Here is a 20,529-nt window from a genome sequence, read left to right as displayed (position 1 = left end):
AGTCAGCAGTAATGCGTCAATGAAAAGCCAGCTTTATTGGCTTAGGGAAAAACCCTCAAATTCTAGTCCCAAACATATTCCCGGAAAAATGTTGGCCCGGGCTGTCAACCGATTGCAAACGGACCTCGTTACGGTAATGCCTCCGAAATTTTCGGGGTACTTTTTTTTAAAACGTTATTCCAGGAAATTTCAAATGAACAAACTCATCGCTACCCTGATCGCCGGTTTCTTCGCTGCTGGCGCTGCTTTCGCACAAGCTCCTGCTGCTGCACCAGCAGCGGCTCCTGCCGCCGCAGCAGCACCCGCTGCCGCCGCTCCAGCTGCAAAAGCTGAAGCCAAGCCAGCTGCTGCAAAAATGACCAAGGAAGAAAAAGCAGCTGCACGTGCAGCCAAGAAAGAAAAAGCAGCAGCCGCAAAAAAAGCAAAGGCTGAAGCCGCTGCTGCAAAAAAGGCTGAAGCCAAGCCTGCTGCAAAAGCCGAAGTGAAAGCTGAAGCAAAAACCGAAGCCAAGAAGTAATTCCAGGCTTTTCGTAAAGATGCCCGCCCTGTGCGGGCATTTTTTATGGGCGTCGTTTATGCTTGTACCCCGCAATTACCCGCATTGAGCCATGGCATCAAAATTCAACGCATCCCGTTTCCTGCTGCGAGCCCTGGTCGGCACGCTTTTCTCAAGCACAGTCCTTATGCTGGCGACGCTGCCTGCCCATGCACAGGACGCGCCACAGACGGACCTGCAGCGCATCAAGATTACGGCGGGCATGCACCAGATCGACGCGCAAGTCGCGTTGACACCCGAACAACGCCAGATCGGCCTGATGTTCCGCAAGGAGATGCCTCAACATGAAGGTATGCTGTTTGTGTTCGAGCAGCCTGCCGGGCAATGCTTCTGGATGAAAAACACCCTGCTGCCGTTGACTGCTGCATTTGTTGCCGATGACGGCACGATCGTGAACCTGGCCGACATGAAGCCCCAGACAACGAACTCACACTGCTCTGCCCAACCCGTTCGCTATGTCCTGGAGATGAACCAGGGCTGGTTTGCCAAGCGCGGCATCAAGGCCGGAAGCAAGCTGGGTGGCCAGCCATTTAGCGGACGCAATTGAGCTGACCATCAAACGCCGATAGCCCGGAAAGAACAAAGGCGACCCGGACTGCCGTCCGGATCGCCTCTGGTGCCTCCATGCGGGCTACTTTAACGGCCCCGGGTTACGCCTTGACAGACGCCAATGCCGAATTCAAGGTCTTGCTCGGCCGCATCACGGCATCAAGCTTGTTGAAGTCGGGCTTGTAGTAACCGCCAATATCTGCCGGCTTGCCTTGCACTGCCGCCAGTTCGGCCACGATGGTTGCCTCGTTGTCGGTCAGTTGTTTGGCAAGGGGAGCGAACTGCGCGGCCAGGGCTGCGTCGTCCTTTTGTGCTGCCAGTTGCTGCGCCCAGTACATGGCCAGGTAGAACTGGCTGCCGCGGTTGTCCAGCTGACCCGTTTTGGGTGACGGGTTCTTGTTGTTCTCCAGCAATAGGCCCGTCGCGGCATCCAGCGTCCTGGCCAGGATCTTGGCCTTGTTATTGCCGGTCTTGATGCCCATGTCTTCCAGCGACACGGCCAGCGCAAGGAACTCACCCAGCGAGTCCCAGCGCAGGTGGTTTTCTTCGACCAGTTGCTGGACGTGCTTGGGCGCGGAGCCGCCTGCACCGGTTTCGTACATGCCGCCGCCGGCCATCAGGGGCACGATGGACAGCATCTTGGCGCTGGTGCCCAGCTCCATGATTGGGAACAGGTCGGTCAGGTAGTCGCGCAGGATGTTGCCGGTCACCGAGATGGTATCGACGCCCCGAATCACGCGCTCAAGCGTGTATCGCATGGCCCGAACCTGCGACATGATCTGGATGTCCAGGCCCTTGGTGTCGTGGTCTTTCAGGTAGGTTTCCACCTTCTTGATCAGTTCGGCCTCGTGCGGACGGTACGAATCCAGCCAGAACACGGCGGTCATGCCGGAGTTGCGGGCGCGCGTGACGGCCAGCTTGACCCAATCACGGATCGCCGCGTCCTTGACTTGGCACATGCGCCAGATGTCGCCAGCTTCCACATTCTGCGACAGCAGCACTTCGCCGGTGGCGAGGTCGACGATGTTGGCCACGCCGCCTTCCGTCACCTCGAAAGTCTTGTCGTGCGAGCCGTATTCCTCGGCCTGCTGCGCCATCAGGCCCACGTTGGGCACCGTGCCCATGGTCACCGGGTCAAAGTTGCCGTTGGTCTTGCAGAAGTTGATGACTTCCTGGTAAATGCGAGCAAAGGTGCTCTCGGGAATGACCGCCTTGGTGTCCTGCGGCTTGCCGTTGGCGTCCCACATCTTGCCGCCTATGCGGATCATGGCTGGCATGGACGCATCGACGATCACGTCGTTGGGCGCGTGCAGGTTGGAGATGCCTTTGGCCGAATCGACCATGGCCAGCGAAGGCCGGTGCTCGTGACAGGCGTGCAGGTCGCGGATGATTTCTTCTTTTTTTGACGTCGGCAAGGTGGCAATCTTGTCGTACAGGTTCACCATGCCGTTGTTGACGTTGACACCCAGTTCGTCGAACAGTTTGCCGTGTTTGGCGAAGGCTTCCTTATAGAAGATGCGCACGGCGTGGCCGAACACGATGGGGTGCGAAACCTTCATCATTGTGGCTTTCACGTGCAGCGACAGCATCACGCCGGTCTTGCGCGCATCTTCGAATTGATCTTCATAGAAGTCGCACAGCGCCTTCTTGCTCATGAACATGCTGTCAATGATTTCGCCGGCCAGCAAGGACACTTTGGCCTTCAGGACGACAGCCTTGCCGCTTTTGGTCTGCAACTCCATTTTCACGTCACGCGCCTTGTCCAGCGTCAGTGACTTTTCACCATGGTAGAAGTCCCCATGCTTCATATGCGCCACGTGCGAACGCGAGGCCATGCTCCACTCACCCATGCTGTGCGGATTCTTGCGGGCGTAATTCTTCACGGCGGCAGGCGCACGGCGATCGGAGTTGCCTTCGCGCAGCACCGGGTTCACGGCGCTGCCCAGGCACCTGGAATAGCGCTGGCGAATCGCCTTTTCTTCATCGGTCTTCGGGTCTTCCGGAAAATCCGGTACCGCATAACCCTTGCCTTGCAGTTCCTTGATGGCGCTGACCAACTGGTGCACCGAAGCGCTGATATTGGGCAGCTTGATGATGTTGGTATCGGGCAGCAGGGTCAGACGGCCCAGCTCGGCCAGGTTGTCGGGCGCGCGCTGCGCCTCGGCCAGAAATTCGGGAAACTCGCCCAGGATACGCCCCGCCACCGAAATGTCGCTGGTGGTGACCTTGATGCCGGCCGGTGCGGTGAACGTGCGAATAATCGGCAAAAACGCACTGGTCGCGAGCAGCGGAGCCTCGTCGGTCAGGGTGTAGATCATGGTGGGTTGCTCGGTGCTCATCTCTTATCTCCAGGAATTGGTATGGAAATGCCGCCAGCTGGGTCACAGACTGGCAGCAAGAATCGGAAGTCGCCTGATTTTGCTTTAGAGGCTCTTGCCCATTTCGCATTTTTTGCAATGCAATCTCGCAATGTGAAATTTACAGGCATTTGAATGAACTATTTTTTCATTCAAGCCAGAAAAAAGCTTCGCAACGTCAAAAAAGCCTGCAGCCAGTACGACCTCCCGGGCTTTTTAACGAGGGCACACCAAGGTCCAGGTCAAACAAGTACCTCACAGAAAAACACAAAAAGCAAAAGGGCTCGAAGATCACTCTTCGAGCCCTTTTGCTCAGGTTTCATGGCTCAACAGCCAGAAGGACTTCAGGCGAAGTTTTGGGCCGCAAAATCCCAGTTCACCAGCTTGTCGAGGAAGGTCTCAACGAACTTGGGACGCAGGTTGCGGTAGTCGATGTAATAGGCGTGCTCCCAGACATCCACCGTCAGCAGCGCCTTGTCGGCAGTGGTCAGCGGTGTGCCGGCCGGGCCAGTATTGACGATATCAACAGAACCGTCGGCCTTTTTCACCAGCCAGGTCCAGCCTGAACCGAAATTGCCGACAGCCGACTTGACGAAGGCTTCCTTGAAGGCCGCGTAGGAACCAAACTTGGCGTTGATGGCCGTTGCCAGCGCACCGGAAGGCTCGCCACCGCCAGCAGGCTTCATGCAGCTCCAGAAAAAGGTGTGGTTCCAGATCTGCGCTGCGTTGTTGTAGATGCCGCCACTGGACTTCTTGATGATTTCTTCCAGGGTCATCGCTTCAAACTCGGTGCCTTTTTGCAGGTTGTTGAGATTGACGACGTATGCGTTGTGATGCTTGCCATGGTGGTATTCAAAGGCTTCCTGGCTGTAGTTGGGCGCCAGGGCATCAATCGCATAGGGAAGTGGGGGGAGTTTGTGTTCCATGAATTTCCTCTTGTGGTGGGGTGATAAAAAATTATGAGGCGATTGTAAAAACTAAATAAGCCGCGGCGCAGACACCGTCAAATCGACCTCGCCATCGGCAAGGGTAGCACGTACCGCTTGTCCAATGTGGGTCTGGCTGGCCTTGGTAATGGCCAGGCCCTCGACGTCGGTCAGCCAGGCATACCCTCGCCGCAAAACCAGCGCAGGGTTCAAGAGATCCAGGCGAAGCTGCGCGTTTTCAAGCCGTCCAGCCTGTTTTTGAAGCGCGTCGGCAATGGCTTTCGGAAACTTCGCCTCAAGCGCCTCCAGGCTGCCTGCAAAACGGACGGAGGCCGTGCGCGTTGCATGCTGCAGGTCTTGCGCATGGGCCGCCAGCCGCGCCTGTTGCCTGGTCACAAAATGCGATGGACGGCTAAAGCGCGAGGCGACCATATCCAGCCGCTGATTGCAGGACTGCAACTGCCTGTCCACCCCGTTCTGCAGGCGCGACAATACCGACCCGAGCGCATCCAGCCACACAGCCTGCGGTTGAACGCTCAGTTCCGCAGCTGCCGTTGGCGTCGGGGCACGCATATCCGCACAAAAATCAGCGATGGTGAAATCGGTCTCATGACCCACGCCGCTGACAACCGGCATGGGCGATGCGACGATGGCGCGGGCCAGTTGCTCATCATTAAATGCCCACAAATCCTCCATCGCCCCGCCGCCGCGTACCAGCAACAGAACATCAACCTCATTGCGCTGGCCAGCCTTGACCAAGGCCTCCCGCAACTCGCCAGCCGCCTGCCCACCCTGGACACTTGCTGGATAAATAATGACAGGGATATGGGGCGCACGGCGTTGCAGGGCGGTCACGACATCATGCAAGGCGGCCGCGCCCAGGGACGTCACCACGCCGATCGCCCTCGGCATCACGGGCAAGGGTCGTTTGCGGCTTGAATCAAAAAGCCCTTCTGCTTCAAGTCGCGCTTTAAGTTTCAGGAACTGCTCAAACAGGCTGCCCTGCCCTGCCTGGCGCATGGACTCGACCACCAGTTGCAGCTCACCACGTGCGTCATAGACACCCAGGCGGCCACGAAGCTCAACCATCTGGCCGTCGCGCGGGGCAAAATCCAGCAGCGATGCGGCCCGGCGAAACATGGCGCAGCGAATCTGCCCCTGGTCGTCCTTGAGCGAAAAATAGCAATGCCCGCTGGCCGCACGCGAAAACCCTGAAATTTCGCCCTGGACGGCCACCGGATTAAAGCGTGCCTCCAGGCTGTCGGCAATCGCCCTGAGCAAGGACCCGACAGGCCAGATACGAACACCCGCGGCCCCGCCGGCGCGAGCGCCAGAGGCGCCCCCCATGAAGCCATCCGGCACGTCAATCATGGCGAATCCCCTGCGTTTTCGGGGGGTAATATTCCACAGAGGCCCACAGCGTCTGGATGAAACCCACAAGATGATGCCGGGACGACGGAGAGTTCGTGTAACTCATTGATTTTAAATAACTTAATTCTGCTCAAAATTTCATCGTTCTGTCACACGGCAGATCTGGTGCGGCCTAGCAAGGAATCCAACCGCACTTGCTCACAAAGTTATCCACAGCTTCTGTGAGTTACCGCCTACAAAAATCGATGCAGCCCAATTCTGCTGAACGCCGCGCAAAGACAACAGAGCATTGAGCCCGGTAAGCCATAATCCACTTCAATTTATTCGCTGGGAGATGTGCGTTGTTTTCGATCATACAAGCCGCAGGCTGGCCCATCTGGCCCCTGGTTGCCTGCTCCATCCTGGCTCTCGCGCTGGTCATCGAGCGTTTTAGCAGTCTCAAAACCCGAAAAGTCGCCCCGCAGAAGCTGATTGACGAGGCCATTACCGTGTCCCGCAGCGCCATTCCCTCACCTGATGTGGTGGCGCAACTGGAGCAAAATTCGCTGTTGGGTGAGGTTCTTGCAAGTGGTTTCAGGGCACTCAATGTAAACCCCCGCCTCAGTGAAGATGACCTTCGCTCCACCCTTGAAGGCGCAGGCCGCCAGGCCGCTCACAAACTTGAACGTTACCTCGCCGCTCTGGCGACCATCGCCTCAGCTGCACCGCTACTGGGCCTTTTGGGGACAGTCATTGGCATGATCGAAATTTTCGGTTCGCAGGCTGGCGGTGGTGCCGTCGGCAGTGCAACGGGCGGCAATCCTGCCCAACTGGCGCAGGGTATTTCGATTGCGCTATACAACACCGCCTTTGGCCTGATTGTGGCCATCCCTTCTCTCATTTTCTGGCGCTATTTCCGGGCAAGAGTGGACGGCCATCTGCTGACGATGGAACTGGCCTCCGAGCGCTTTGTGCGCCATCTCAATACCTTGAGAAAATAATTTCCACGCCGGCCACTTCGCCACCACACCAGGACACCTGCCATGAACTTTCGCCGGGGCTCGCGCGATGAACCCGAGATCAACCTGATCCCGTTTATCGACGTTTTGCTGGTGGTGCTGATCTTCCTGATGCTGTCCACCACCTACAGCAAGTTCACGGAGCTCCAGATCAAGCTGCCATTGGCCGACGCCGAGCAGCAGCGTGACTATCCCAAGGAGGTCATCGTGGCGGTCAGCAGCGATGGCCGCTACATGATCAACAAGGCGGCCGTAAGCGGCCGCAGCATTGAGGCGCTGGGTATAGCCCTCGTCCAGGCAGCCAAGGCCGGAAAAGACAGTGTGATCATCATCAGCGCGGACGCCAGCGCCACCCACCAGTCGGTCATTACGGTGATGGAGGCCGCGCGGCGCAGCGGCTTTACCCAGATTACGTTTGCCACGCAGAGCACCGCCCAGGCCGGTGTTCGCTAGTCATTTTTCAACACCGCGTTTACCTTGGCTCCTTCAGGTAACGTCAGCCAGCACATGAACAATGCCGTGCAGCAAGCCTGGCTGGGCCGGGGCTGGCTGGCGTGCCTGCTGTGGCCAGTCTCCAAAATCTATGGTTTGCTCACCGGTGTGCGGCGCCTGCTTTACCGCTCAGGCTTTTTCAGCTCCACACGGATGAACGTCCCGGTGCTCATCGTCGGCAATGTAGTGGCTGGCGGTGCGGGAAAAACACCGCTGGTAATGGCTCTGGTGAAACACTTTCAGGGCCAGGGTTTGAAGGTTGGAGTCGTTTCGCGCGGCTACGGACGGTCCGGGCAGCAGTGCCAGGAGGTGTTTGCCGACACCCCATTGCTTGAGTCCGGTGACGAGCCAGCCCTCATTAAAAAATCAACAAATGCTCCGGTATTTGTAGCACCCAAGCGTGTGGATGCAGCCAGGGCACTGCTCAATGCCCATCCAGAAACACAGGTTCTGCTATGTGACGATGGACTGCAGCATTACGCACTGAAACGCGATATCGAAATTGCCGTTTTTGACGATCGCGGTATAGGCAACGGATGGCTGTTGCCTGCCGGCCCCTTGCGCGAACCCTGGCCGGCAAGAAACGGCGGCGGCGTTGACATCGTTTTGCACACCGGGCGTGCACCAGCTTTCGAAGGATTCCGCTCGTCAAGGCAACTGGCCGACCACGCCGTAGCCATGGATGGCAGCAAGGTTTCGCTGAGCAGCTTGCGGGGACAGCCATTGGTGGCATTGGCCGCCATTGCCAATCCTGACGCCTTTTTTGACATGCTGAGATCATCCGGTTTGAGTCTTGACCGGACGATCAGCCTGCCGGATCACTACGACTTCTCGGGCTACCAGTTGGCCGTTCAAAAGGGCACGACGGTGCTGTGTACCGAGAAGGATGCGGTCAAGCTCTTCAGGCAGCCCGCCATGGCATCCATCCGCCTGCTCGCGGTTCCGCTGCAATTTGTGCCCGAGCCCACTTTCCTGTCCGCCGTGGATGCGCTGCTGGCCCCCCTGCTTTCTCAATTACCATCACGCCATGGACACTAAACTGCTCGAACTCCTGGTTTGCCCGGTCACAAAAGGGCCTCTCGAATATGACCGCGAGAAGCAAGAACTCATATCGAAAAGCGCCCGGCTGGCCTATCCCGTTCGCGATGGACTGCCCGTGATGCTGGAAACCGAGGCACGGACGCTGACTGACGAAGAACTCGGCCTGTGACTGTTGACTGAATTGCACTTGACTTCATTGGCATGAGTTTTACCGTTCTTATTCCCGCACGCCTGGCCTCCACCCGCCTGCCCAACAAACCCCTTGCAGACATTGGCGGCGCACCCATGGTGGTTCGCGTTGCGCAACGCGCATTAAAAAGCGGCGCCAGCCAGGTCGTGATCGCGACCGACAGCCAGGAAGTCATTGAAAAATGCGCTGACTTTGGCATCCGGGCGGTTTTGACCAGGGGCGATCATCCCAGCGGTAGCGACAGGCTTGCCGAGGCCTGTGACATCCTCGGCCTGTCCGACGATGCACTGGTGGTCAACGTGCAGGGAGATGAGCCCCTGATTGACCCCGGCCTGATTGATGCAGTCGCGTCGCTGCTCTCGGCCCGCCCCGATTGCGCCATGAGTACTGCGGCTCACGCCATTGAGGAACTGGCCGATGTGCAGAACCCCAATATCGTCAAGGTCGTGCTGGATGCACGCCAGACCGCGCTGTATTTCAGCCGCTCGCCGATTCCGGCCGCACGCGACTTTGCGGGCCAGGCGTGGTGGAAGTCCGGTAGTGCCTTGCCCAAACCGTTGCGCCATGTAGGCATCTATGCTTACCGCGTGGGATTTTTAAGGCTGTTTCCGACCTTGCCGCAAGCCCCTATGGAGCAGCTGGAGTCACTGGAGCAGCTCAGGGCCTTGTGGCATGGCCACCGCATCGCGGTGCACATCACCGACACGGCCCCGGGGATTGGCATTGATACACCGGAAGACCTGATCCAGGTTCGCAAACTATTCCCGTAGATCGCCATCCCGGGCAGCCTGTGTAAGCTGACATCAAGAGGTGCATGCTATCCTTGGAAAAACGGTTGCGGTGCTTCTGATTGGGTGTCAATCTCCCGGCATATGCCGCCGCCTCTCCGACTTGCCCGGCAACTGACGGGATGACTTGGCAAGCAATCCACTGAATTCATAAAAATACGAGGACATCCATGAGACTGATTTTGTTGGGCGCACCTGGTGCAGGCAAAGGAACCCAAGCTACTTTTATCTGCCAGAAATACAACATTCCGCAGATTTCGACAGGCGACATGCTGCGCGCAGCCGTCAAGGCCGGCACCCCGCTGGGGCTTGAAGCCAAAAAAATAATGGACTCCGGCGCCCTGGTGAGTGACGACCTGATCATCAACCTGGTCAAGGAGCGCATTGCACAGCCCGACTGCGACAAAGGTTTTCTGTTTGACGGTTTCCCGCGCACCATTCCCCAGGCAGACGCCATGAAGGCCGCTGGTGTCAAGCTGGACTATGTGCTTGAAATCGACGTTCCCTTTGAGGCCATCATCGAGCGCATGAGCGGCCGTCGCTCGCATACCGCATCCGGCCGTACCTACCATGTCAAATACAACCCGCCCAAAGTCGAGGGCAAGGATGATGTGACCGGCGAGCCCCTGATCCAGCGCGAGGACGACAAGGAAGAAACCGTACGCAAGCGGCTGGAGGTATACAGCGCCCAGACCCGCCCGCTGGTGGACTACTACTCCCGCTGGGCCAAGGCCGAGCCGGCGCTGGCCCCCGCCTACCGCGCCATCAGCGGCATGGGCACCGTTGACGAGATCACGGCAAGAGCTTTCGCAGCACTGGCAGCTTAAGCTGCGCCTTGCGCCATCAGGGCAAGCATCAGGGCGATGCGCGCCTTGACGGGGCTCAGGCCCCGTGAATCATCAAAAGCATCACCGGTTTTAGGCAACACCCGGCCATTGGCGCAGCGGCTTGCCCGGATGACACGAACGCCGGCGGCCTGCGCCTCCAGCAAGGCAGCTTCAAGATCGCGGTGCGCCGTTCCATTGCCCGTGCCCGCAAGCACCAGGCCCCGCACACCCTGGGCAACCAGAGCCTCCACCACGGCCCCGCCGACACCAGCGTAACTCATCACAATCTCCACCCTGGGCCACGGCCTCCCTGCAAATGCTATATTTTTAATAGCTGGTTGCGCACGTTCCACCTCGGCCATGGGCCAATTCCTCAATATTTTCAGCTGACCTTCCTCCACATAGGCCACAGGCCCGGCATCGCCCGAGCTAAATGCATCCAGCCTGTAGGTATGGGCCTTCTGGACATCCAGCGCGCCGTGGACCACACCTGCGCAAACCACCGTCACACCCTGCGCCCCGGCATGGCGTGCCACGGTGACCGCATCCAGCATGTTTTGCGGCCCATCCGGCGCAAGAGAGGTCGCTGGCCGCATGGCGCAGGTCAGCACAACAGCCTTGGCGGGGTTCAGCACTGACTGTAAAAAGAAGGCCGTCTCTTCGATCGTGTCCGTGCCGTGTGTCACCACCACGCCTTGCACATCGTCCCTCGCAAGGAAATAGCCAACCCGTTCAGCCAGCTGGCCCCACACCGCAAAAGTCATGTCCTTGCTGTCAAGCTGGGCAAGCTGCTCGGTTATCAGCTCGCCTGCCGCAGCCAGCGCAGGAATGGCCTGCACCAGTTCATCCACACCCACTTGCGCGGCGGTATAGCCGACGTTGTCAAAGGCATTGCCGGCACGGCCTGCAATGGTGCCCCCTGTCCCCAAAATCACGATCTTTTTACTTTGCATAACTGAATTGGTTTTGAATTGACTTGCGTTTCGCAAAAAACTGGATGAAAATACAGTTACTGGTTATTAACACAGCTTGATCGAGGCAATGCATACTGCTCCGACCTGTTTCGTTGCCAAGACCTCCAAGGAGTTTTCGCCATGAGCACTTTGAATCACTTTTCCGATATGCCATCTGAAGGCCCCAAACTCACAGCCCGCCAGCAGCAAATCCTGGAATTGATCCAAAGCGCCATCGCCCGTACCGGTGCGCCGCCCACCCGGGCCGAGATCGCCACCGAGCTGGGCTTTCGCTCAGCCAACGCCGCCGAAGAACACCTACAGGCGCTGGCACGCAAGGGTGTCATTGAACTGGTCAGCGGCACCTCACGCGGCATACGACTGCGCAGCGACACCCTGCGTACATTGAACGAATCACGCATCAAACAGTTTTCCCTGCCGTTGCAAAGCCTGGCCCAACTCGCCCTGCCTCTGGTGGGGCGAGTTGCTGCTGGCAGTCCCATTCTCGCGCAGGAGCACATTGAACAAACCTATTATTTTGAGAGCAGCCTGTTCCACAAGCAGCCCGACTACCTGCTGAAAGTCCGCGGCATGAGCATGCGGGATGTCGGCATCATGGACGGCGACCTGCTTGCCGTCAAACAGGCCAGCGAAGCCAAAAACGGGCAGATCGTTGTGGCTCGCCTTGGCGACGAGGTTACCGTCAAGCGCTTCCGTCGCACCAAAAACCTGATTGAGTTGTTGCCTGAAAACCCCGACTTCAAAACCATCGTGGTGGAACCCGGTGAACCCTTCGAACTGGAAGGCCTCGCCGTGGGCCTGATCCGCAACACGATGCTGATGTAACCGACCTGACTGCGCAGCAGGTGGCGGGCGTTTGGCTAACCGATTGGCCAACACCCTGCTGCAGCGGTCTTCTTGCGGCAGCATGGCCGCATCGCAATCCTGCCTGTGTAAACCTCTCTTAATCCGGAGCTCATCATGGGAATCAGCAGTTTTTCACCGAATCTTTCACGCATACCAGTACTTTCTGCTTTGCTCGCGCCATGGCAAGCCCTGCTTTCGCTGTTTGTGGCCCCACAAGCTGTTATTGCAAGCAGCAGAAATACCCGCCCTGCCAGTCAAAACATGCAGCTCTGCACAACAAGCGGCTTGCCGCGCCTGGCTGCAGCGAGGGCTACAGCAAAATCCTGCCGGGCCGCTGCCCCCCTCACCCGCTCAGCACCGAGCCGCCTGAGAATTGTGCGTGCATTTGAGGCCGGCATGGGACCGTCCTGTGCAGGCCGGATGGTGATTTCAGGCCGGATGGCGGATGTATGTGCAGAGCTGGACCGCATGGCACAGCGCGAATCGGTCGCACATTAAACCTGCGCATCCCATGGCGCCCGCGCGCTGTTCGGCATCCGGAATTCTTCCGCATTCCGGCCAGAGGACGTCATGTCACGTGATGCACCCGCCTGACCGCGCGGCAGCTCGCCTGCATCAGGTCAGCGCATCGTTGCAAATGCCCGTTCACCGTGAGCTGAAAACGTGCTGCCGGAGTGCGTCACTGATACGAAGGAATTCTCTTTTACCCGCAAATTAATGCCCATACCCCAGTGAGGCAAACCCGGAATTGAAAAACTTGCAGGCACAATATCGGCATGAATATTGTGATCCTCGACGACTACCAGGACGCAGTGCGAAAACTGGCCTGCGCCTCCAAGCTCGACGCCTACCCCGCAAAGGTCTATACAAACACCGTCAAAGGCATTGGCCAGCTATCGGTTCGGCTCAAGGATGCGGAAGTGATTGTGCTCATTCGCGAGCGCACGCACCTCAGCCGCCAATTGATCGAAAAACTGCCAAAACTCAAAATGGTCGCCCAGACCGGGCGGGTCGGCTCGCATGTTGATGTGGGAGCCTGCACTGAGCGCGGTGTTGTAGTGGCCGAGGGCGTCGGATCACCGACGGCGCCGGCAGAACTCGCATGGGCACTGATCATGGCGGCCATGCGGCGCATACCCCACTATGTCGCCCACCTGAAGCACGGCGCCTGGCAGCAGGCCGGACTGAAATCAGTGTCCATGCCGCCAAACTTCGGGCTCGGTTCCGTATTGAAAGGCAAAACCCTGGGCATATGGAGTTACGGAAAAATCGGGCAGCTTCTGGCGGGCTATGGCCGCGCCTTTGGCATGCGTGTCGTGATCTGGGGACGCGAGGCTTCGCTGGAGCGCGCACAGGCCGACGGATTCGAGGTCGCCAGCAACAAGAGCGAGTTTTTCGAGCAGAGCGACGTCCTCAGCCTGCACCTGCGTCTGAATGATGAGACCAGCGGCATCGTGACACTCGATGACCTTTCGCGCATGAAACCAACCGCACTGCTGGTCAACACATCGCGGGCAGAACTGATCGAACCAGACGCACTGATCGCAGCACTCAATCGTGGCCGTCCCGGACTGGCTGCAGTGGATGTGTTCGAGTCCGAGCCCATCCTGCAGGGGCACGCCCTGCTGAGGCTGGAAAACTGCATCTGCACACCGCACATAGGCTACGTGGAACAGGACAGCTACGAGATGTATTTCGGCGCCGCGTTTGACAACGTTGTCAATTTCATCAAGGGCACGCCGACGAACATCGTCAATCCGGGCGCCCTTCAGGTCCGGCGCTGAACGCGCAGCCCGCATGACTCCGGGCCTGCAGTGCCTCGGCAAAGCCTGTTGCATGCACCCGGATGTTGACGCAGTTTCAGGCTTTCGGTGAGCGTTTTGGCTGGTTCGCCTCTTTGACTGGCGAATCGAACGACTCGAAGTCAATCAAATTGCCAATGCCCGCAGCCGGGGCCTGAACTTCTGGCTGTGCCTTTGCGCTGGCAGGCGGGTCGACCGGAATATCCGCAGCAAATTGCGCAAAGAAATTGAAATCCGAGTCAGTCGTGCTTGTGGGTGGGTCTTCGCTTTCGCCGGCAATCTGGCTCAGGTCAAGGTCAAGGTTCAGCCCCGGCGAGGCGGCTGGTGGCAGCACAGACTCAAGTAGCGGCGGGCTCTCCAGGCTTTCGGGGTGCCTGTCCTCCACCACGCTGGCAGACAGCGGCTGAATCGACGTCGAGGCAAACTTCACGGTCCGGTCCTGGGCATACGCTGACTCCGGCAAATCAAATTTCATCATCCCCGAATCCGAACCAGCCCCGGGGTTGATGATTTCCCTTGCCACCGCGTACAGAAGCAGCAACTCTCGATAGGCCTCCACATCGAAAGCTTCGGCGCTGGTATCCGGCCTCCGGAAAATGGACTCCTCAATCACTTCGAGCACTTTGGGGGAGGGCCACAAGGCCTCAATGCGCGTCAAGGCGCCCTGGTAGGACTCAAGGCCGGAACTGGCGTCGGTGTAAAAATCAAATGCCGGTATCTTGGCGTTGAAGTGCTGGTTGAAGTTTTCACGTAAAGCTTCGTAATCGGCCCGGCGCTTGAGCTGGTGATAGAGGTTAAAGAGATCGAGATATACCAGCGCACTGGTCTGGTCGTTGTCGTCAATATGGCTGCGCAGCACTTCTATGGCCTGTTCGTGCTGGCCAAGGGATACAAAAAAGTCCGCCTGCTGCTGGACGTCAAACAACTCCTCGGCCTTGGCGGCCCGCGCCGGATTCGTCATGCTCAAGGCAAAGTCCGAGCGATCCCTTCGGGACAGCGGCGGCAATGAATCCAGTGGCGGCCGGGAAACAGGTCCGGCCACTGAAAAGCCGGACTCCTCCAGGCTGACATCCAGGTCCAGGTCCAGCGCGGTCCCTTTGGATTTTTTGGCCATCTTCCGGCTTTTCTCCGATACCTCGTCGTCCCCCGGTGCAGCGAAAATTCCGGCCCCAATCGCGCTATTGGCCCATCCCTTTTCATCGGGCCCGTTTTTACGCCACCAGGGTAAATCGTCAACACCGCTGTTCCGCGTCCATGTCCCCCGGCGCAAGAGATACGCCAGCGCGGCCACCGCCAATAGCAAAAGAGCCACCAGCGTATACACCAGCGCATTGGCATAACGCTCGGATTGGGCCTGCTTCAGCTGTCCGTCCAGTCCCTCAATGGACTGCCTGTTCTTCTGGGTTTGAACCTGCAGGCTGCGCACCGAATTTTCCAGCGACTGCAGTTTTTCGGCATCCCGCAGGATGTCCTGGGGCTGCGCCGTCAAGGCACGCCAGAGCGCCGCAGCGGCAGAACGCTCCTGCGGACTGGACGCGGGCACGCTGAGCAATTCGGCGGATGGCCGCAACTGGGGGTCCCTGTCAATCGTCAGGTCCAGCGGCTCCAGCTTGAGCCGTGCACTGCCCTTTTCTGCAGCCCTGGTGTCTTTGGCAGCCTGCCCCTTGCGCCTGGTCGTTTGTTTGACTTCCGGCGTCGCCGCACTGGACGCACTTCCGGGTTCAGCCTGCGCGGGCGCAGTCGCGGCGGTCCGGGCTTTTGTGCGGCGAGCCGGTTTGGCCGGGGCGGGATCGGCTATTTGCTGGCTTTGCAGCCCATTGTTTGCGACAACGGCGGCGGGCGATGCCGGGGTTGCCGGGGTTGCCGGGGTTGCCGTGGTTGCCGTGGGGCCAGGAACCCGTCCCGCCGCACCAGCGGCCTGCGGTAACACGGGCAGGTTGGCCACGTCCGATACCGGATCCGCCAGCATCACATAACGTCTTTCAATCTTCTGCTGGCAACCGACCCGGACGTAAAGGGTCACCACCGGCTCGTCTACCGGCACGGACGACCGGATGCGGATAACCGCATCCTGCGTGGCTGGCGATGTTTTTTCCGCGGATACCCGGACGCGCGACTTGTCCAGTTTGTTGTCCGCATAAAAAACATCGGCATCGATGCACAGGCTGGCCGGGTCTTCCTGTGCGTCGAGCACCGCCTGCACGGAAATATCCAGCGGCCGGCCTATCAGCGCGGCCCCGCGATGCCGTCCCAGCGACACGGCTGTGCTGCTGGCCGCAGCAAACAGCATCAGACAGCCAAGGACTGTTGCTCTTTTTTTCACAGCGGAGAATGTAAGTTCATGTGTCTGATTTTGGCACAGCCCATACATCGCTGTCCGTGCGTAATAATACTTTTCCATGAAACCCTTTTACAAAACCGTTGGCGTTGTTGGCACTGGTGCCATGGGACGCGGAATTGCACAAATCGCCGCGCAAGCCGGCAGCCTTGTCAAACTGTTTGATCTACAGCCTCAGGCAGGCGAAAAAGCGAAAGCCGCGCTGAGCGAACAGTGGGACAAACTGGTAGCCAAAAACCGGCTCGATCCGGCCCTGGCCGCCGACCACAAAGCCCGCGTCCTGACCCTGGACGCATTGGCCGGACTGGCCGACTGCGATCTGGTCATCGAGGCCGTTGTCGAGCGGCTGGATGTCAAGCAGTCACTGTTTGCCGAACTGGAAGCCCTGGTATCGCCGCAAGCCGTGCTGGCAACCAATACCTCGTCCTTGTCCGTAACCGCCATCGCGGCAAAACTGAAACACCCCGGGCGCTTCGCGGGCTACCACTTTTTCAACCCGGTTCCGCTGATGAAGGTGGTGGAAGTCATTGCCGGGCTGAAGACCAGCCCAACCGTCTGCAACAACCTGATGGACTATGCCCGCCAGATGGGGCACACACCGGTACTGGCGCAGGACACACCGGGTTTTATCGTCAACCATGCGGGTCGCGGCTACGGCACCGAAGCACTGCGCATCGTCAGCGAAGGCATTGCCGATTTCGCCACCATAGACCGTATCCTGCGCGACCAGGTCGGCTTCAAGCTCGGCCCTTTCGAACTGATGGACCTGACCGCACTTGATGTTTCGCACCCCGTCATGGAGTCCGTCTACCGCCAGTACTACGACGAAGCCCGTTATCGCCCCAGCGTGATCACTGCCCAGCGGCTGGCTGGCGGCATGCTTGGCCGCAAGACCGGTGAAGGTTTTTACCGCTACACCGACGGTGTGATGCAAACTACCGCCGAGGCCCCGGTCCCCGAGGTTGCTGAAATGCCGCCGGTCTGGGTATCGCCGCGCGCATCGCGGCGTTCGGAACTGCTTCAACTGCTCAAGGACCTGGGCGCCAAAATTGAAACCGGGCAATCCGCCTCGCCGCAGGCCCTGATGCTGGTGGCACCGCTGGGTTTTGACATCACTACCGTTGCGGTTGTCGAGCGGCTTGACCCGGCACGCACCGTCGGCATTGACATGCTGATCGACGATGCCGCCACCAAACGGCGCGTACTCGCCACCAACCCGGCCACACGCACCGACATGCGCAACGCGGCGCATGCCCTGTTCGCGCGCGACGGCAAGGCTGTCAGCGTGATACGCGACAGCGGCGGCTTTGTCACGCAGCGCGTGGTTGCCACCATAGTGAACATCGCCAGCGACATCTGCCAGCAAGGCATATGCAGCCCGAAAGACCTGGAAACCGCCGTCACGCTCGGTCTGGGTTACCCCATGGGCCCGCTGGCCATGGGCGACCGTTATGGCCCGACCAACATCCTGGAAGTGCTGTTCAACATGCAAACCGTCTATGGGGACCAGCGCTACCGCCCGTCCCCATGGCTGCGCCGCCGTGGAGCCATCGGCCTGAGCCTGATGCACGAAGAGGAATGAAACACCCCCGTTGGATGCTCACTTCGTGTCGCACCCTCCCCCCTCAAGGGGGCGGCGCCTGTGGCCTGGCAAAGCCAGTTCCACGGCCCCCACTTGAAAGGGGACCCAGTTGCTTATCCCTCATTTCGATGCATTGGAAACACTAAATGGCAGGCGCACTCAAAAGTACCAGTGAGGGCCAGACCCTCGTCCTGACAATCAGCAATCCCGAGTTCAAAAATGCGCTGGGGCCTGAGATCTATGCCGCCGGGGTTGAAGCCCTCAATGCCGCAGAAAACAATCCGGACATCCGCAGCGTGGTGATCACCGGTGAAGGCGCCGTGTTCTGCGCGGGCGGCAACCTGCAGCGCCTGCAGGCGAATCGCCGCGAGCTGCCTGAGGTACAGGCCCAAAGCATTGACGGCCTGCACAACTGGATTGATTCGATCCGCACCTATCCCAAACCGGTGATCGCAGCGGTTGAAGGCGCAGCGGCAGGCGCCGGCTTCTCGCTGGCACTGGCCTGTGACTTCTGCGTGGCGGCCGACAACGCCGTCTTTGTGATGTCCTACAGCACCGTGGCGCTGTCACCCGACGGCGGCGGTAGCTGGAGCCTGGCCCGAGCCCTGCCCCGCGCCCTGGCCAGCGAACTCCTGATGGCCGGCGAGCGCATCAGCGCCCAGCGGCTGCATGACTTTGGCCTGGTCAATCGGGTGACCGCCTCTGGCGCTGCCCTGCGCGATGCGTTCAAGCTCGCCGAACGCCTCAATGCCCGTGCGCCCAACGCACTGGCCAGCATCAAGGACCTGATCAACGATGCGCCCGGCAATACGCTGAGCCAGCAGCTCGCCAGCGAGCGCGACCACTTTGTCCGCAACCTGCACCATGCCAATGGCGGCGAAGGCATTTCGGCATTCCTGGAAAAGCGTACGCCGCAATACCGCTAGGCCGGCAAGGCCGGCAGCAGCCCACGCCCCGTGGGCGGACACCCATGCGACACCCCCGAAGCCTTGACATGGCCCGGGGGCCGTCCCCCAAGCGACAATGTTCATCTTGTCAGCCACTTCCCAGTCACACACAAGACAGCATATGGACGATCCTATTCTTACGATAGACGAACGTTCAGCGATCAATGATGGTCGCTGGTTTTCTTCCCTGTCCCCCTCATTGCGGCACGACATACTTCGATGCGCTTTTGTCCAACGTTTCAAGGATGGCGACCTCATTGCCGCGCGCGGCGACCCGCCGGAGCAATGGATTGCATGCGCCAAGGGCGCGGTGCGCGTGAGCTCCACCTCGATTTCGGGCAAGCAGATCACACTGACCTATGTGGAGCCGGGCATCTGGTTCGGCGACGTGGCGATCTTCGACGGCGACCGCCGCACGCACGACGCCTATGCACACGGCGAGACGACCGTCCTGTGCGTGGCCAAGGCCGATTTCAAAAAGATACTCGCCACGCATGTGGAGCTTTACGAAGCCATGCTGCGCCTGCACGCACGCCGCATACGCCAGCTCTACGGCCTGGTGGAAGACCTCAACACCCTGCCGCTGCGGGCCCGGCTCGCCAAACAGCTGCTGCACCTGGTGCGCAGCTATGGCGTTGCCAGCCTGAGCGACGGGCGCGAAGTGCGCATAGGACTGCAACTGGCGCAGGAGGAACTGGCCCAGTTGTTGGGCGCATCACGCCAGCGTGTGAACCAGGAACTCAAGGCCATGGAGCGAGAGGAAGCCATTCGTATCGAGCCCGGCGGCCTGGTCGTGCGAAACCGCGAAACGCTGCTGCGCATTTCTGAAGCTGACACTGAAAAATAAACCATGACCAACTTTGACCATTTCCTCGGCACCCGCGAAGTGTCCGGCCAGCATGCATTTGACGTCAATGCACTGAGTGCCTATCTTGAGAAAAACCTGCCAGGTTTTCAGGGGCCGCTGACCGTGGAAATGTTCAAGGGCGGCCAGTCCAACCCGACCTACAAACTGCTCACGCCGGCATGCGCCTACGTGATGCGCGCCAAGCCGGGCCCCGTGGCCAAACTGCTGCCGTCGGCACATGCAGTCGAGCGCGAGTTCAAGGTCATGAGCGGACTGCAGGGCACCGATGTGCCGGTGGCCAAAATGTATTGCCTGTGTGAAGACGAAACCGTGATCGGCCGTGCCTTTTACGTGATGGAATTCGTCGCCGGCCGCGTGCTGTGGGACCAGGCCCTGCCCGGCATGAGCAAACCCCAGCGCGGCGAGATCTACAACGAGATGAACCGCGTGATCTCGGCCCTGCACAAGGTGAAGTTTGCCGAACGCGGCCTGGCCGACTACGGCAAACCCGGCAATTATTTCGAGCGCCAGATCGGCCGCTGGAGCAAGCAGTACGTCGCCTCCATCACCAAACCCATCCCCGAGATGGACAAGCTGATGCAATGGCTGCCGGCCAACATGCCCGCCAGCGCCCGCGATGAAAGCATGGTCTCCATCGTGCACGGCGACTTCCGTCTGGACAACCTGATGTTCCACCCGACCGAGCCGCGTGTGCTGGCCGTGCTGGACTGGGAACTCTCCACTTTGGGCCATCCGCTGGCCGACTTCGCGTACCACTGCATGGGCTGGCATATTTCACCCGGCGCCTTTCGCGGCATTGGCGGGCTGGACCTGCCGGGTCTCGGCATTCCTTCGGAGGCCGATTACATCCGGCTGTACTGCGAGCGCACAGGCCTTGCAACGCCTGAGGCGCTCAAGGCCGACTGGGACTTCTACCTGGCCTACAACCTGTTTCGCCTGGCCGCGATTTTGCAGGGCATTGCCAAACGGGTTGAAGCCGGCACGGCCTCCAGCGCGCAGGCTGTCACCTCCGCAGCCGGCGCACCGGTGCTGGCAAAGATGGCCTGGGACTTTGCGCTTAAAAGCCGGGGTTGATCC

19 protein-coding genes are annotated in these 20,529 nt (G+C 59.4%); 14 read left to right on the top strand and 5 right to left on the bottom strand.

Features of this window, described 5'->3' with window-relative positions; translation table 11 throughout:
* Positions 1-19 precede the first annotated feature (19 nt).
* Both ACFQND_RS01135 and ACFQND_RS01130 read left to right on the top strand, forming a co-directional pair.
* Positions 20-517, top strand: a complete 498-nt coding sequence (locus ACFQND_RS01135; protein WP_371435455.1) for a hypothetical protein — start codon at positions 20-22, stop codon at positions 515-517.
* 166 nt (positions 518-683) lie between these two features.
* Positions 684-1,103 (top strand): DUF192 domain-containing protein, encoded by a 420-nt coding sequence (locus ACFQND_RS01130; protein WP_371435567.1) that lies wholly within the window; start codon positions 684-686, stop codon positions 1,101-1,103.
* A gap of 103 nt (positions 1,104-1,206) precedes the next feature.
* On the opposite strand, the gene ACFQND_RS01125 is transcribed toward ACFQND_RS01130, so the two are convergent.
* The 3 genes from ACFQND_RS01125 to xseA all read right to left on the bottom strand — a co-directional run bounded on the left by ACFQND_RS01125 (position 1,207) and on the right by xseA (position 5,735).
* Positions 1,207-3,444, bottom strand: a complete 2,238-nt coding sequence (locus ACFQND_RS01125; RefSeq protein ID WP_371435454.1) for an NADP-dependent isocitrate dehydrogenase — start codon at positions 3,442-3,444, stop codon at positions 1,207-1,209.
* Positions 3,445-3,806: 362 nt separating this feature from the next.
* Positions 3,807-4,388: a superoxide dismutase gene (locus ACFQND_RS01120; RefSeq protein WP_371435453.1), complete on the bottom strand. Its 582-nt coding sequence runs from the start codon at positions 4,386-4,388 to the stop codon at positions 3,807-3,809.
* Between the two features lie 51 nt (positions 4,389-4,439).
* Positions 4,440-5,735 carry an exodeoxyribonuclease VII large subunit gene (xseA, locus tag ACFQND_RS01115; RefSeq protein ID WP_371435566.1) on the bottom strand — a complete coding sequence of 432 codons (1,296 nt, stop codon included), beginning with the start codon at positions 5,733-5,735 and terminating at the stop codon, positions 4,440-4,442.
* A 365-nt stretch (positions 5,736-6,100) separates the two neighbouring features.
* Here xseA and ACFQND_RS01110 point away from each other — a divergent pair, with 365 nt between their 5' ends.
* The 6 genes from ACFQND_RS01110 to adk all read left to right on the top strand — a co-directional run bounded on the left by ACFQND_RS01110 (position 6,101) and on the right by adk (position 10,095).
* Positions 6,101-6,739: a MotA/TolQ/ExbB proton channel family protein gene (locus tag ACFQND_RS01110; RefSeq protein WP_371435452.1), complete on the top strand. Its 639-nt coding sequence runs from the start codon at positions 6,101-6,103 to the stop codon at positions 6,737-6,739.
* A gap of 42 nt (positions 6,740-6,781) precedes the next feature.
* Positions 6,782-7,210, top strand: coding sequence for an ExbD/TolR family protein (locus ACFQND_RS01105; protein ID WP_371435451.1), 429 nt, complete (start codon positions 6,782-6,784; stop codon positions 7,208-7,210).
* A gap of 54 nt (positions 7,211-7,264) precedes the next feature.
* Positions 7,265-8,287 (top strand): tetraacyldisaccharide 4'-kinase, encoded by a 1,023-nt coding sequence (lpxK, locus tag ACFQND_RS01100; protein WP_371435565.1) that lies wholly within the window; start codon positions 7,265-7,267, stop codon positions 8,285-8,287.
* The gene (locus ACFQND_RS01095; protein WP_371435450.1) at positions 8,277-8,459 is read left to right on the top strand and encodes a Trm112 family protein; all 183 of its coding nucleotides are present in this window, start codon (positions 8,277-8,279) and stop codon (positions 8,457-8,459) included. Before lpxK ends, ACFQND_RS01095 begins: the two co-directional genes overlap by 11 nt.
* A gap of 32 nt (positions 8,460-8,491) precedes the next feature.
* Positions 8,492-9,250 (top strand): 3-deoxy-manno-octulosonate cytidylyltransferase, encoded by a 759-nt coding sequence (gene kdsB, locus ACFQND_RS01090; protein ID WP_371435449.1) that lies wholly within the window; start codon positions 8,492-8,494, stop codon positions 9,248-9,250.
* A 188-nt stretch (positions 9,251-9,438) separates the two neighbouring features.
* A complete protein-coding gene (gene adk, locus ACFQND_RS01085) occupies positions 9,439-10,095 on the top strand; it encodes an adenylate kinase (protein ID WP_371435448.1) in 657 nt (218 codons plus the stop codon).
* On the opposite strand, the gene ACFQND_RS01080 is transcribed toward adk, so the two are convergent.
* Positions 10,092-11,048 carry an asparaginase gene (locus tag ACFQND_RS01080; RefSeq protein ID WP_371435447.1) on the bottom strand — a complete coding sequence of 319 codons (957 nt, stop codon included), beginning with the start codon at positions 11,046-11,048 and terminating at the stop codon, positions 10,092-10,094. The genes adk and ACFQND_RS01080 overlap by 4 nt on opposite strands.
* Before the next feature lie 141 nt (positions 11,049-11,189).
* Between ACFQND_RS01080 and lexA the strand changes: the two genes are divergently transcribed.
* Both lexA and ACFQND_RS01070 read left to right on the top strand, forming a co-directional pair.
* Positions 11,190-11,894 (top strand): transcriptional repressor LexA, encoded by a 705-nt coding sequence (gene lexA / locus ACFQND_RS01075; protein ID WP_371435446.1) that lies wholly within the window; start codon positions 11,190-11,192, stop codon positions 11,892-11,894.
* Between the two features lie 797 nt (positions 11,895-12,691).
* Positions 12,692-13,699 (top strand): D-2-hydroxyacid dehydrogenase family protein, encoded by a 1,008-nt coding sequence (locus tag ACFQND_RS01070; protein WP_371435445.1) that lies wholly within the window; start codon positions 12,692-12,694, stop codon positions 13,697-13,699.
* 76 nt (positions 13,700-13,775) lie between these two features.
* Here the strand turns inward: ACFQND_RS01070 and ACFQND_RS01065 are convergent, their stop codons facing one another.
* Positions 13,776-16,007, bottom strand: a complete 2,232-nt coding sequence (locus ACFQND_RS01065) for a type IV pilus assembly protein FimV (protein WP_371435444.1) — start codon at positions 16,005-16,007, stop codon at positions 13,776-13,778.
* A gap of 109 nt (positions 16,008-16,116) precedes the next feature.
* Between ACFQND_RS01065 and ACFQND_RS01060 the strand changes: the two genes are divergently transcribed.
* From ACFQND_RS01060 to ACFQND_RS01045, 4 genes are all read left to right on the top strand, one after another.
* Positions 16,117-17,637 (top strand): 3-hydroxyacyl-CoA dehydrogenase, encoded by a 1,521-nt coding sequence (locus ACFQND_RS01060; RefSeq protein ID WP_371435443.1) that lies wholly within the window; start codon positions 16,117-16,119, stop codon positions 17,635-17,637.
* A gap of 146 nt (positions 17,638-17,783) precedes the next feature.
* The gene (locus ACFQND_RS01055; RefSeq protein WP_371435442.1) at positions 17,784-18,563 is read left to right on the top strand and encodes an oxepin-CoA hydrolase, alternative type; all 780 of its coding nucleotides are present in this window, start codon (positions 17,784-17,786) and stop codon (positions 18,561-18,563) included.
* Between the two features lie 142 nt (positions 18,564-18,705).
* Entirely contained in the window at positions 18,706-19,431 is a 726-nt protein-coding gene (locus ACFQND_RS01050) for a Crp/Fnr family transcriptional regulator (RefSeq protein ID WP_371435441.1), read from the top strand.
* Between the two features lie 3 nt (positions 19,432-19,434).
* Entirely contained in the window at positions 19,435-20,526 is a 1,092-nt protein-coding gene (locus ACFQND_RS01045; protein ID WP_371435440.1) for a phosphotransferase, read from the top strand.
* The last annotated feature ends 3 nt before the right edge of the window (positions 20,527-20,529 follow it).

Origin of the sequence: Polaromonas aquatica, assembly GCF_042659145.1 — a bacterium.
Taxonomy (GTDB): Bacteria; Pseudomonadota; Gammaproteobacteria; order Burkholderiales; family Burkholderiaceae_C; genus Polaromonas; species Polaromonas aquatica.
This window is presented reverse-complemented; position numbering and strand designations above follow the sequence as displayed.

What these genes read in the sequence shown, in the direction of transcription:
- ACFQND_RS01135 (WP_371435455.1), top strand. Translation starts at nt 20, where the DNA reads ATGAAAAGCCAGCTTTATTGGCTTAGGGAAAAACCCTCAAATTCTAGT.
- ACFQND_RS01130 (WP_371435567.1), top strand. Translation starts at nt 684, where the DNA reads ATGCTGGCGACGCTGCCTGCCCATGCACAGGACGCGCCACAGACGGAC.
- ACFQND_RS01125 (WP_371435454.1), bottom strand. Translation starts at nt 3,444, where the DNA reads ATGAGCACCGAGCAACCCACCATGATCTACACCCTGACCGACGAGGCT.
- ACFQND_RS01120 (WP_371435453.1), bottom strand. Translation starts at nt 4,388, where the DNA reads ATGGAACACAAACTCCCCCCACTTCCCTATGCGATTGATGCCCTGGCG.
- xseA (WP_371435566.1), bottom strand. Translation starts at nt 5,735, where the DNA reads ATGGGGGGCGCCTCTGGCGCTCGCGCCGGCGGGGCCGCGGGTGTTCGT.
- ACFQND_RS01105 (WP_371435451.1), top strand. Translation starts at nt 6,782, where the DNA reads ATGAACTTTCGCCGGGGCTCGCGCGATGAACCCGAGATCAACCTGATC.
- lpxK (WP_371435565.1), top strand. Translation starts at nt 7,265, where the DNA reads ATGAACAATGCCGTGCAGCAAGCCTGGCTGGGCCGGGGCTGGCTGGCG.
- ACFQND_RS01095 (WP_371435450.1), top strand. Translation starts at nt 8,277, where the DNA reads ATGGACACTAAACTGCTCGAACTCCTGGTTTGCCCGGTCACAAAAGGG.
- kdsB (WP_371435449.1), top strand. Translation starts at nt 8,492, where the DNA reads ATGAGTTTTACCGTTCTTATTCCCGCACGCCTGGCCTCCACCCGCCTG.
- adk (WP_371435448.1), top strand. Translation starts at nt 9,439, where the DNA reads ATGAGACTGATTTTGTTGGGCGCACCTGGTGCAGGCAAAGGAACCCAA.
- ACFQND_RS01080 (WP_371435447.1), bottom strand. Translation starts at nt 11,048, where the DNA reads ATGCAAAGTAAAAAGATCGTGATTTTGGGGACAGGGGGCACCATTGCA.
- lexA (WP_371435446.1), top strand. Translation starts at nt 11,190, where the DNA reads ATGAGCACTTTGAATCACTTTTCCGATATGCCATCTGAAGGCCCCAAA.
- ACFQND_RS01070 (WP_371435445.1), top strand. Translation starts at nt 12,692, where the DNA reads ATGAATATTGTGATCCTCGACGACTACCAGGACGCAGTGCGAAAACTG.
- ACFQND_RS01065 (WP_371435444.1), bottom strand. Translation starts at nt 16,007, where the DNA reads ATGCTGTTTGCTGCGGCCAGCAGCACAGCCGTGTCGCTGGGACGGCAT.
- ACFQND_RS01060 (WP_371435443.1), top strand. Translation starts at nt 16,117, where the DNA reads ATGAAACCCTTTTACAAAACCGTTGGCGTTGTTGGCACTGGTGCCATG.
- ACFQND_RS01055 (WP_371435442.1), top strand. Translation starts at nt 17,784, where the DNA reads ATGGCAGGCGCACTCAAAAGTACCAGTGAGGGCCAGACCCTCGTCCTG.
- ACFQND_RS01050 (WP_371435441.1), top strand. Translation starts at nt 18,706, where the DNA reads ATGGACGATCCTATTCTTACGATAGACGAACGTTCAGCGATCAATGAT.
- ACFQND_RS01045 (WP_371435440.1), top strand. Translation starts at nt 19,435, where the DNA reads ATGACCAACTTTGACCATTTCCTCGGCACCCGCGAAGTGTCCGGCCAG.